The sequence below is a fragment of the Kribbella sp. NPDC051936 genome (assembly GCF_040680955.1).
In the GTDB taxonomy this organism is placed as follows: domain Bacteria; phylum Actinomycetota; class Actinomycetes; order Propionibacteriales; family Kribbellaceae; genus Kribbella.
Map to the genome: position 1 here is coordinate 659,779 of NZ_JBFAXS010000004.1, position 11,110 is coordinate 670,888.

14 protein-coding genes and 1 pseudogene are annotated in these 11,110 nt (G+C 69.2%); 10 read left to right on the plus strand and 5 right to left on the minus strand.

All coding sequences use genetic code 11. The features are described from left to right. The first annotated feature begins 76 nt into the window (after positions 1 to 76). From AB0L64_RS17080 to AB0L64_RS17105, 6 genes and pseudogenes are all read left to right on the plus strand, one after another. The gene (locus AB0L64_RS17080) at positions 77 to 655 is read left to right on the plus strand and encodes a DUF1707 and FHA domain-containing protein (RefSeq protein ID WP_363711046.1); all 579 of its coding nucleotides are present in this window, start codon (positions 77 to 79) and stop codon (positions 653 to 655) included. Positions 656 to 693: 38 nt separating this feature from the next. Further along, the gene (locus AB0L64_RS17085) at positions 694 to 966 is read left to right on the plus strand and encodes a hypothetical protein (protein WP_363711047.1); all 273 of its coding nucleotides are present in this window, start codon (positions 694 to 696) and stop codon (positions 964 to 966) included. Then, on the plus strand, positions 963 to 1,373 hold the full coding sequence (locus AB0L64_RS17090) for a MerR family transcriptional regulator (RefSeq protein ID WP_363711048.1): 411 nt from the start codon (positions 963 to 965) through the stop codon (positions 1,371 to 1,373). Before AB0L64_RS17085 ends, AB0L64_RS17090 begins: the two co-directional genes overlap by 4 nt. Further along, a complete protein-coding gene (locus tag AB0L64_RS17095) occupies positions 1,370 to 1,705 on the plus strand; it encodes a YnfA family protein (protein WP_363711050.1) in 336 nt (111 codons plus the stop codon). Before AB0L64_RS17090 ends, AB0L64_RS17095 begins: the two co-directional genes overlap by 4 nt. A 421-nt stretch (positions 1,706 to 2,126) precedes the next feature. Next, positions 2,127 to 2,399, plus strand: a pseudogene (locus AB0L64_RS17100) (RHS repeat-associated core domain-containing protein); the annotation flags it as partial. Between the two features lie 120 nt (positions 2,400 to 2,519). Then, complete coding sequence (locus AB0L64_RS17105) at positions 2,520 to 2,765, plus strand: hypothetical protein (protein WP_363711147.1); 246 nt, start codon at positions 2,520 to 2,522, stop codon at positions 2,763 to 2,765. Positions 2,766 to 2,796: 31 nt separating this feature from the next. Here AB0L64_RS17105 and AB0L64_RS17110 read toward each other — a convergent pair whose 3' ends face one another. From AB0L64_RS17110 to AB0L64_RS17120, 3 genes are all read right to left on the minus strand, one after another. Then, complete coding sequence (locus AB0L64_RS17110; protein WP_363711051.1) at positions 2,797 to 3,777, minus strand: zinc-binding dehydrogenase; 981 nt, start codon at positions 3,775 to 3,777, stop codon at positions 2,797 to 2,799. 168 nt (positions 3,778 to 3,945) lie between these two features. Then, entirely contained in the window at positions 3,946 to 5,295 is a 1,350-nt protein-coding gene (locus AB0L64_RS17115; RefSeq protein WP_363711052.1) for a GH1 family beta-glucosidase, read from the minus strand. Beyond that, entirely contained in the window at positions 5,292 to 6,233 is a 942-nt protein-coding gene (locus AB0L64_RS17120) for an aldo/keto reductase (RefSeq protein WP_363711053.1), read from the minus strand. Before AB0L64_RS17120 ends, AB0L64_RS17115 begins: the two co-directional genes overlap by 4 nt. 75 nt (positions 6,234 to 6,308) lie before the next feature. Here AB0L64_RS17120 and zapE point away from each other — a divergent pair, with 75 nt between their 5' ends. Genes zapE through AB0L64_RS17135 form a run of 3 tightly spaced genes read left to right on the plus strand, consistent with a single transcriptional unit; the run spans position 6,309 to position 8,674 of the window. Further along, entirely contained in the window at positions 6,309 to 7,325 is a 1,017-nt protein-coding gene (gene zapE, locus AB0L64_RS17125) for a cell division protein ZapE (RefSeq protein WP_363711054.1), read from the plus strand. A 12-nt stretch (positions 7,326 to 7,337) separates the two neighbouring features. Then, positions 7,338 to 7,790, plus strand: a complete 453-nt coding sequence (locus AB0L64_RS17130; RefSeq protein WP_363711055.1) for a hypothetical protein — start codon at positions 7,338 to 7,340, stop codon at positions 7,788 to 7,790. Positions 7,791 to 7,804: 14 nt separating this feature from the next. After that, entirely contained in the window at positions 7,805 to 8,674 is an 870-nt protein-coding gene (locus AB0L64_RS17135) for a polyphosphate kinase 2 family protein (RefSeq protein ID WP_363711056.1), read from the plus strand. Positions 8,675 to 8,676: 2 nt separating this feature from the next. Here the strand turns inward: AB0L64_RS17135 and AB0L64_RS17140 are convergent, their stop codons facing one another. After that, positions 8,677 to 9,762, minus strand: a complete 1,086-nt coding sequence (locus AB0L64_RS17140; RefSeq protein WP_363711057.1) for a Clp protease N-terminal domain-containing protein — start codon at positions 9,760 to 9,762, stop codon at positions 8,677 to 8,679. Next, complete coding sequence (locus AB0L64_RS17145) at positions 9,762 to 9,989, minus strand: ribbon-helix-helix protein, CopG family (protein WP_359929173.1); 228 nt, start codon at positions 9,987 to 9,989, stop codon at positions 9,762 to 9,764. Before AB0L64_RS17145 ends, AB0L64_RS17140 begins: the two co-directional genes overlap by 1 nt. Before the next feature lie 121 nt (positions 9,990 to 10,110). Between AB0L64_RS17145 and AB0L64_RS17150 the strand changes: the two genes are divergently transcribed. After that, positions 10,111 to 11,100 carry an aldo/keto reductase gene (locus AB0L64_RS17150; protein WP_363711058.1) on the plus strand — a complete coding sequence of 330 codons (990 nt, stop codon included), beginning with the start codon at positions 10,111 to 10,113 and terminating at the stop codon, positions 11,098 to 11,100. The last annotated feature ends 10 nt before the right edge of the window (positions 11,101 to 11,110 follow it).

Here is an 11,110-nt window from a genome sequence, read left to right on the forward strand (position 1 = left end):
TCTCCAGGAACCGGCTGTCACGGTGCTGTGATGGGCCGTGGTGGACAGTGAACCGGCGGCCACGGACAATTTGCCCATGAGTTCGGTTGGGGTGCCGTGGACGCGTCCGTCGGACGCCGACCGTGACCGTGCTCTGGCGATTCTCCGCGACGGCGCCGGCTCCGGCCGCCTGTCCCACGACACGTTCATCCGCCGGATGAACTTCGTCCTTCGCGCCCAGAGCCGCGGCGAACTGGCCGACGCCGTCCGCGACCTCCCACGCGGCGATCGGGGTGCTGGCACCTGGTTGCGCGACTTCCGGTCCCGCATCCCGCGCCTACGAGCCGCCCGTATCCCGACCAGCACGCTGCCTCGTCTCAGCCTGGTCCGCCGTACGGATGCCGCTCCTCTGCCTGCTCTCGCCCTGCCCGCGCCCGGCTCACCGACGGTACGCATCGGCCGCGGTCCAGGTGCGACGCTCCGGCTGCCCGACGAGTCCGTGTCGCGGGCCCACGCCGAGCTGCGGTACGTCGACGACGGCTGGATGCTCCGCGACCTCGGCTCAATGAACGGGACCTGCGTCAACGACCTCCGCATCACCACCACCGTGCGGGTCCGGCCGGGGGACCGGGTGGCATTCGGCGCGGTGCGGTTCACGCTGACCTGGCTGCAGTAGTTGCATCCGGTACCCGGGTACAGGTTTACCGTCGATCCATGGACACGCACTTCTGCAAGCTGCCGACCGCGGAGCAACCATTCCGCGTCGCCGAGTTCGACCGGTTGTTCGCGGAACACCTGCGGCGCGCCGAGCGCGTCGACGCGCAGACGCTCGACCTCACGCTGGACCCGGAGTCGCTGGCCGCGGTCGAGGACCTCACCGCCCGCGAGACCGAGTGCTGCGCGTTCTTCACCTTCACGCTCGAACTTCGCCTCCGTGTCACGGTCCCGCCGACCCAGGCCGCCGTACTCGACGGCTTCCTGTCATGAGATCGAGCGAGGTGGCCGCGGCCGCCGGGGTGAACCTGCAGACCCTGCGGTACTACGAACGCCGCGGACTGCTCGACGAGCCGTCCCGAACCCTCGGCGGCCACCGCATCTACCCGGACGACGCGGTCACCACCCTGCGCGTGATCAAGGCCGCGCAACGGCTTGGATTCACCCTCGCCGAGGTGTCCGACCTGCTCGACACCGCCCGCCATCGCCACCGGCGCGGCGAGGGAGCCGGCCTCCAGGCCCGCGCCCGCGAGAAACTGGCCGACGTGGAAGCCAAGCTCGCCGACCTCACCGTGATCGCCGAAACCCTCCGCGCCGCCGTCGCCGCCGGCTGCGAAGACCTCGAAACCTGCGCCGGCAACCCCGACTGCCCGATCCCGTTCCCGGAGATCGCCCCGTGACGGTCCTGAAGTCCGTCGCCCTCTTCGTCCTCGCGGCCGTCGCCGAGATCGGCGGCGCCTGGCTGATCTGGCAAGGCTGGCGCGAACACCGCGGCGTTCTCTGGATCGCGGGCGGAATAGTTGCCCTAGGCGCCTACGGCTTCGTCGCCACCTTCCAGCCCGACCCCCACTTCGGCCGAATCCTCGCCGCCTACGGCGGCATCTTCGTCGCCGGCTCCCTCGCCTGGGGCGTCCTCGTCGACCACTTCAAACCCGACCGCTACGACCTCCTCGGCGCCACCATCTGCCTCCTCGGCGTCCTCGTCATCATGTACGCTCCACGCAACTCGTAACCGCCAACCACAGTGTCGGCAACCGCAATCCGCGATTTCTGCAGGACGATGCAATTCGCCTGACAACCAGCCCAATCCGGTGTCGATCCGCATGAGCTTCTGCCGACCTAACCGGGTCCACTCGGGGGAGTTGACTGGTTAGCTGGGGGTCTTGTGCGCCGCTTCCGCACTGTCGTTCACCTTGTCCTGCTCGCGTTGATCGGCACGCTTCTCGCGCTCGATTCATCCGCGACAACACCGAGTCCCGCGGCCCTGGGATCTCCGCTACGACGGCGACAACTTGCTGGTGGAGGACGGGCCAGGAACCGCTGACGCAACGTACCTCGCTGGACTGGCGACGGACTCGGCCGCAGCGCGCGTCGACGGTCTGAACGGCACCGGGGGCGCCTCGGCCTTGTTGACGGACCGGCTCGGCTCGGTGGTGGGAAGGACAGCTCCCGGCACTTCAACGCTCGCAGCAGAGCATACCTACGCTCCGTACGGTGAGGCGCGGTCGAGTCTCGTGGGCGACTCGAATCCGGTGCGCTACACCGGACGTGAGTCGGGCTCAGGCACTCCTGCAGGACTGCAGTTCAATCGCGCCAGATGGTATGAGCCGGGCACCGGCCGATTCCTTTCGGAGGACCCTGCTGGGTTCGGAGGAGCCGGACCGAATCTGTACTCCTACGTTGCAGGCGACCCTGCGGACGCCACGGATCCTAGTGGCGCGGTACCGCAGATCGTCGCCGCTTGCGTCGGGGGAGCGGTCGTCAACACCGTCGCCGGCGTACTGCTCGATCGCTGCTGCTCTGCGTGGATTCTAGGAGGATCGGCTGTGGACATCGAGGAGCTGTGGATCCGTTTGGCCGAGGCGGGGGTGACAGCGATGCTCAAGATCGACCATGAGCGATTCGCGGAACGTGGAAGGTCGTGGACGATCCTGTTGTCCGGTCCGCCGCTGGGCGACGGATATGTCCGAGCGGAGGAGGCGTCGCTTGACAGGTGTGTGGCCGTTGGACTCTCTCGGCTGCGCGAGAGAGCCAACGACGAATGGGGCTGGGTTTCGGAGTACATGCCCTGAGGGTCCCGCCGCAGGGTCCCTAGTGGCACACCTATCGCTCAACGATCAGGACGACCTTGCCGGTGGTGGCTCGGGTTTCTAGAGCGTGGTGGGCGGCTGCGGCTTCGGAGAGGGGGAAGGTTGTGGTCAGGGCCTTCCAGTGGCCGGTGGTGGTTTCTTCGAGGGCTGCGGATTCCAGGGCTCGAAGTTGACGGGTTAGCTTGGCGCCGATTGCCCAGCCGGCGGTCAGGCCTCGGGTCATCAGGTCTTCGTGGGTGAACTCGATGGGGCCGCCGCCGGACCAGCCGAACATCAGGGCGCGGCCTCCGGTGCCGAGGAGGTCGAAGGCTTGTTGGCCGTTGGGGCCGCCGACGCCGTCGAGCAGGAGGGTGATCTCGCGGTCGCCCAGCTCGGCCTTCAGGAGTGTCGGCCAGTCCGGGTCGCGGTAGTCGATCGCGTGCTGCGCGCCCAGCGAGCGAACGACCTCCACCTTCTCCGGCCCGCCCGCCAGGCCGATCGCCACCGCGCCGGCGTTCCGCGCCGACTGGATCAGGTAGCTGCCGATTCCGCCCGCCGCGGACGTGACGAGTACGACGTCGTCGGCGGTGAGATGCGCCTGCTTCAGGATCCCGGCGGTCGTCCGGCCGGTGCCGATCGCTGCCACCGCCTGCGCGGCGTCGACGTGGTCCGCCAGCTCGTACAGTGACTCGGCCTTCGCCACCGCGCGTTCGGCGTACCCGCCAGGCACCATCCCGAGATGGACCACGACCCGCTTGCCGATCCACGACGGGTCCACGTCCGGGCCGACCGCGCTGACCCGGCCTGCGACCTCGCGCCCGGGGATGGTCGGCAACGAAGGCACGGGGATCGGGCTGTCGTCGTTCGTGCCGGCGCGGATCATCGTGTCGACGAGATGGACCCCGGCCGCCTCCACCTCGACGAGCACCATGCCGCTGCCCACAACGGGATCCGGCACCTCCTCGTACACCAGGTTCTCCGCCGGACCGAATGCGTGCAGTCTGATCGCTTTCACGGTCGTAACGCTAGAACCTCAACAAGGATTGAGGTCAAACTCCGCCATGGCGGAAGGGCGGACGTGGGTCACTCAGCAAGTGGGCGGTAGCGGGCTTCAGGACGCGAAACGCCGTGGTTTCGTGGAGTTGTTGAGTGCTGGCGGTCCGCGGGATCGCGAGTGGCCGCGTCAGTCGCGAAGGAAGTCCTGTAGCCAGCGGCCGCTCTTCTTGACGATGCGTTGCTGGGTTGTGTAGTCGACGTACACGATGCCGAAGCGGCGGCTGTAGCCCCAGGACCATTCGAAGTTGTCCAGGAGTGACCAGGCGAAGTAGCCCTTGAGCGGGAAGCCTTCGGTGACCAGGTCCTGGCAGACGGCGACGTGTTGCTGGAGGTAGTCGAGGCGCTCGTCGTCCTCGACCGCGCCGTCGGCGTTCACGAAGTCCGGGTACGCCGACCCGTTCTCGGTCACGTACAACGGCAGGCCCGGGGCCATCTTGTTGATCGTCACGAGGATGTCGCGTAGCCCGCTCGCCTGGATCGGCCAGCCCATCTGGGTGACCGGGAGACCGGTGTCGACGGCAACAACGTTCTCGCTGCCGGGTTGCGTGGATGCGGCCGGCGACGAGATCGGCCCGTCCGGCGCGGCGACGGTGGTCGGGCAGTAGTAGTTGACGCCGATGAAGTCGAGCGGTGCCGAGATCACCGAGAGGTCGGCGGACTGCTCAGCGAACCACGCGGTCGTCCCGGTGTCTTCCAGTACGTCGGCCGGGTACGCGCCGGACAGCAACGGCTCCAGGAACAGCCGGTTCCGCAGCCCGTCGATCCGGCGCGCGGCGTCGAGATCAGCAGCGGAGTCGGTCGCGGCGTGGATCGGCGCCGGGTTCAACGCGATCCCGTACGTCCGGCCCTCGGACCGGATCGCGTCGAGCGCCAGCCCGTGACCGAGCAACAAGTGATGCACAGCCTTCAACGCCCCGGCGCCCTCGGTCCGCCCAGGCGCGTGCTCGCCGTTGCCGTACCCGAGGAACGCCGAGCACCACGGCTCGTTCAGCGTCATCCAGTGCTTGACCACGTCCGACAGTGCGTCGTGCGTGACGGCGGCGTAGTCGCGGAACCGCTCGGCCGTGTCGCGCACCAGCCAGCCGCCGGCGTCCTCCAGCGGCTGCGGCAGGTCCCAGTGGTAGAGCGTCGCGTACGGCGTGACGCCGTTCGCGAGACACGTCTCGGCGAGCCGCCGGTAGAAGTCCAGTCCGGCGGCGTTCACCGAGCCGGACCCGTCCGGGACGATCCGCGGCCAGGCGATCGAGAAGCGGTACGCGGTCAGCCCGAGGTCCGCCAGCAGCCGGATGTCCTCGGCGAACCGGTGGTAGTGGTCGTCCGCCACGTCACCGTTGGTGCCGTCCGCGATCCGGCCGGGCGTGTGCGCGAACGTGTCCCAGATGCTCGGACCCCGCCCGTCCGCGGCGACCGCGCCCTCGACCTGGTACGACGCGGTCGCCGCGCCCCACATGAATCCGCTCGGGAAGCCGTTCGTCACGTCGTCTCCTTCTCCACCCAGTACCGCTTGCTCGGCAGCAGGCTACCTAACCGGTTAAGCAGCTCCTCGGGCAGGTCCGCATCCCGGGCAGCGAGCAGCGCGTCGACGCGGGCCGGCTTGGTGATGCCGACGACCGTGCCGGCGATGCCCGGGTCGTCCATCGAGTGCCGGAGCGCGGCCGTCGCGAGGTCGATCCCGTACTCGCCGCATGCCTTGTCCAGCTCCGCCACCGCCTCGAGCAGCGCAGGCGGCGCCTCACGGTAGGCGTACTTCGTGGCGCCGGCCGGGTTGGCGAGAATCCCGCCGCCGTAGATCGCGGCGTTCACCACCGCGATGCCTTCCGAACGGGCGCGCTCGAAGATCCTGCCGGCCGAGTGGTCGACGAGGCTCCACCGGTTGTGCACGAGCAGTACCTCGAAACCGCCGAGATCGAGGTAGCGGGACAGCTCCCGGGTGTCGCCGCCCGCGAGCCCGACGTGCCCGATCTCCCCGTCGGCACGCAGCTGCATCAAGGTGTCCACGGCCTCCCGCATCGACTCGAAGTCATGGGCCTCCGGATCGTGCAGGTACACCAGTGGCAGCTCGTCCAGACCCAGCCGTTCCTTGCTCTCGGCAACACTCGCCCGGACCCGCGCGCCCGAGTAGTCGCCGTCCTTCGCGTCCACCTTCGTCGCGACGAGAAAGCCGGACGGCAGGCCGCCGTACTCCCGGATCGCCTGGCCGATCCGGGTCTCGCTGGCGCCGTCGCCGTACCCGTTGGAGGTGTCGATCCAGGTGAGCGGGCTGTCGAACACCCGCAGTACCAGGTCGATCGCCTCCTGCGAGGTGACGTCGTACCCGAACACCGCGGGCATCCCCGCGATGCCGCTGCCGCCCGCACAGACGGCCGAAACGGTCAGACCGGTGGAACCAAGGGGCCGCAGCCAGTTGTCAGTCATGCGCCGGAGCCTACGGCGAACGCGTCAGGGTCACACGAGGCTTTCCAGTCCTTGGCCTGTCTTAGGGTGGGGCGCATGGTGGTGCGGTTGAGTGAGCGGACGCCGGTCGTGAGCTCGGATCGGTTGTTGTCGGAGTGTGTGCCGCCGCCGCGATTCGCGGACGTCAGGTTCAGTACGTATCGCCCGGACCCGGAGGAGCCGTCCCAGTCCGAGGTGCTGACCGTCCTGACCGAACGCGCCGCGCACCTCGCAACGCCCCGACCTGCTCCGGCCCGTTCCCTCTGGTCCCGCTTCCGACCCGCCCCAGCAGCCCCAGGCAAACCGGGCGTCTATCTGGACGGCGGATTCGGCGTCGGCAAGACTCATCTCCTCGCATCGCTGTGGCACGAGGCGGCCGGCCCGAAGATGTACTGCACGTTCGTCGAGCTCACCAACCTGGTCGGCGCGCTCGGATTGCGCACCGCGGTCGACGCGCTGTCGTCGTACCGGCTGATCTGCATCGACGAGTTCGAGCTCGACGATCCCGGCGACACGATGCTGATCTCCCGGCTGCTGGGTCAACTGGTCGAGGCAGGCGTGGAGCTCGCCGCCACCTCGAACACGCTTCCCGACAAGCTCGGCGAAGGCCGGTTCCAGGCGGTCGATTTCCTCCGCGAGATCCAGAGTCTCGCCGCCCGGTTCGACGTACGGCGGGTGGACGGCCCGGACTACCGCCATCGCGGTCTCCCGGTGGCGCCGGACCCGTGGCCGGACGAGAAGGTCGAGCAGGAGGCCGCGCTCCGGGCGAACGCGTCCTGCGACCATTTCGTCGACCTGCACCGGCACCTGGCCGAGCTGCATCCGAGCAAGTACGGCGCGCTGCTCGACGGGATCGAGACGGTCGCGATCACCGACGTCCGGCCGCTGACCGACGAGAACGTCGCCCTGCGGATCGTGGTGCTGGCCGACCGGATGTACGACCGGAACCTGCCGCTGCTCGCCGGCGGCGTCCCGCTCGACCAGCTGTTCTCGGCCGAGATGCTGAAGGGCGGCTACCGCAAGAAGTACCTGCGCGCGCTGTCGAGGTTGATCGCGTTGGCCCGCGCTGCGTGATTTCCTGAGGGCATGCGTACGGTCCGGCTCGGCGTAGGCGTTGTCCTGGCGGTCTTCTTCGCCTGGCTGGTCTGGCGTGCGTCGACCGACGACGGCTTCCGCTTCATCTGGAACCGCGACGAAGGCGAGTTCATCGTGTTCGTCGGAGTGGTCGGTCTGGCGTCCCTGGTGCTCTCCGCGACCAGCTTGCAGCCGCCGGGGTTCGCCCGGGCCGGCGGGAGGTGGATGGTCCGCGCGGCCGCGTACATCTGCGGCGCGTCGGGGCTGATGCTGGTTGCGCTGGGCGCCGGTACGGCCTACTACAACACCACCGACTGCCCGACCGACGACGGCGACTGCCTCTCGCTGCTCGGCGGCATGGTGTGGAGTCTCGTCTCGGTGGCGGTCAGCGCCGTCGTGGTCGTGGTGATCGAGGTGGTGTTGTGGCGGCACCGCCGTAAGAGCGCGGCGATCCGGGACCGATGAGGCAGGATGACCTAATGGCGAAGCAGAAGAAGGGCCAGAAGGCGGCCGGTGGGGGACTGCGGGAGCAGCTGCGGGTGCCGGTCGGCGAGGTGGACCTGACGACCTACGACACCCGCGCGACGCCGGGGTTCAGCGGCACCAAGGACGACGGCAAGCTCGCGCTGGAGAACCTCGGGTCCGAGGTCTCGGACTGGCAGGAGCGGCTGTTCGCCGAGGGACGCACCGGCGGTGAGCGGAGCGTCCTGCTGGTGCTGCAGGGGATGGACACCTCCGGCAAGGGCGGGGTGATCCGGCACGGCGCGGGGCTGATGGACCCGCAGGGCCTGAAGATTACGTCGTTCAAAGCGCCGACGCCGGCCGAGAAGCGCCGCGGGTTCCTATGGCGGATCCGGCAGGCGGTGCCTGGCCAGGGGATGATCGGGATCTTCGACCGGTCGCACTACGAGGACGTGCTGATCGCCAGGGTGCGCGAGCTGGTCACGCCGAACGTGTGGACCCGGCGGTACGACCAGATCAACGACTTCGAGGCCGAGCTGACCGCGAGCGGCGTGACGATCGTGAAGTGCTATTTGCACATCTCGCCGCAGGAGCAGCGAGTCCGGCTGCAGGCCCGGCTCGACGACTCGACCAAGCACTGGAAGTACAATCCCGGCGATGTCGACGAGCGGCAGCTGTGGCCTGACTACATGGACGCGTACCACGCCGCGATCGAGCGCTGTAACACGGCGGACGCGCCCTGGTACGTCGTCCCGAGCGACCGCAAGTGGTACCGCAACTGGGCCGTCACGACGATCCTCCTCGAGACCCTCGCGGAGCTGAACCCGCAATGGCCGGCGGCCGACTTCGACGTCGCCAAGGAGAAGAAGCGGCTCGCCGCGACCTGAGTTCAGCTGTCGGGGTCGATGTGGTGGCGCCGGAGCAGCTCGCGGAGCGTGGCGACCTGCTCGTGGAGGCGCTCGTTCTCGTCCAGGACGGCGTTGAGCTCCGCGAGCAGGTGATGCCGGCGGCCGTACGTCGTCCAGGTGTTGCCGGGGTCCTCGGCCAGCATGCCGGTGACGAGTGACTCCGACCGCTGCCGCCAGTTCATCCGCTTCTCGAGCTTGCGGCGGACCTCGTCGGTGCTCTCGGCGAGCTTGGTGATGATCTGCCCGCCGACGCCGTCGCCGTCCTGGAGGACGCCGAGCAGCAGGTGCTCCGGGCCGACCTGCTCCGCGCCGCGGGCCCGCGCCTCGCCCCAGGCGAACTCGAAGGTGCTCTTGGCGCGCGGCGTGAACGGGATCGCTCCGGCGGACGCCCCGCTGCGGCCGCGGCCGATGATCTCCACGACCAGGTCCCGCACCGCCGGCGCGGTGATCCCCAGGTCGGCGAGGACGCGCGCCGCGACGCCCTGCCCCGAGGTGATCAACCCCAGCAGCAGATGCTCGGTTCCGACGTACACATGGTCGAGGCTGCGCGCCTCCTCCTGGGCCAGCACGATCACGTGCCGCGCCGCTTCGCTGAACTGCTCGTACATCGGATCTCCCCTCCACCAGTCCTGTAGCAGGTCACCGAGACCGTCGAGCAACTCGATGTGCAGGTGCTCCTGCAGGTCCTCGGGCGTGACCGGGTGGTGCTCGAGCCGGCTGCGGACGAAGGCCGCGGCCTCGTGGCTGCCGGCCTCGCCCGCCGCGATGCGGTCGAGGAACTCGTCCACATCGGTGACCGGCTCGAGCTGCAGGTCAGCCCGGTTCAGCGACACGAACTGCAGCACCACGGCCACCGCCACGACCCGGTTGGCCCCGTCGAAGGGTCGCGCCCGCACCAGCCCGGCGAGCAAGGCCCCCGCCGCCTCGGCCAGCCCGCCGGTCGCCTGTACGTCGTCAAGTACCCGGTCGATCGCGTCGAGGTCCGACCGCCGTACGACGTCCTCGGACGCGCAGCGCAGCACGCGCGCGGCGACGGCGAGAACGTCGTACCGCCCGAGGTAGCGCATCAGTCGTCCCCGCGCAGCCGGCGTAGCGACTCCTCGTGCCGCACGAGGTTCTCCTCGAGCAGCGCGCTGAACCGGTCGTCCTGACGGCGCTGGTCCACCAGCGCCGCGATCGCCTCGCGCGCCACGTCCGACACCGAGCGACCCTCCACCGCGGCCACGGTCTGCAGCCGGTCGGCGAGCTCCGGGTCGAGCCGCAGCAGGATGTTCTTGGTCGCGTCCTTCGCCATAGCTAGCAAGATATCACGCTATCGCCGAGAGGCACTGCCAATACCTGGACCGAGAGGGTCTCCCTGCCGGTGGCCTCCACTCCTACGGTGAAACCAACAGCATCCGGCCTGAGGAGACACCATGCACGTGCGCACGCTCGGTCAAGGTCTGCAGGTGTCCGCGGTCGGTCTCGGCTGCATGGGCATGTCGCAGAGCTACGGCCCCAACCCCGGTGACCGCGACGACATGATCGGCGTGATCCGGTACGCCGTCGAGCACGCCGGCGTCACCTTCTTCGACACCGCCGAGGTGTACGGGCCGTACGTCAACGAGGAACTGGTCGGCGAGGCCCTGGCGCCGCTGCGCGACCAGGTGGTGATCGCGACCAAGTTCGGGTGGGACATCCAGGACGGCAAGATGGTCGGGACGAACTCGCGCCCGGAGCAGATCCGGCGGGTCGCGGACGAGTCCCTGCAACGGCTCGGGATCGACGTCATCGACCTCTTCTACCAGCACCGGGTGGACCCCGAGGTGCCGATCGAGGACGTCGCCGGGGCGGTCGGCGAGCTGGTGCGGGCCGGGAAGGTGCGTCACTTCGGCCTGTCCGAGGCGGGCGCCGCGACGATCCGCCGGGCCCACGCCGTACATCCCGTCACGGCCGTGCAGAGCGAGTACTCGCTGTGGACCCGGGACCCCGAGCCGGAGGTGCTGCCCACGTGTGCCGAGCTCGGCATCGGGTTCGTGCCGTTCAGTCCGCTGGGCAAGGGCTTCCTGACCGGCACGGTCGGTACGTCGACCGAGTTCACGGCCGGCGACATCCGCACCAGGGTGCCTCGGTTCGAGGCCGGCAACCTGAGCGCCAACGAGGCCCTGGTGAGCTACGTCCGGTCCCTCGCGGAGCCGAAGGGCTGTACGCCGGGGCAGGTGGCGTTGGCCTGGCTGCTCGCCCAGCAGCCGTGGATCGTTCCGATTCCAGGCACCCGACGTCGCAGCCGGGTCGACGAGAACACCGGCGCGACCGCGATCGCGCTGTCGGCCGACGAGGTCGCCGACCTCGATGCCCTGGCCGCCCGCGTCGGTGTCCAAGGCGACCGCTACAACCCCGCAGGCATGGCCATGGTCGGTCTCTGAGAACTCCCCG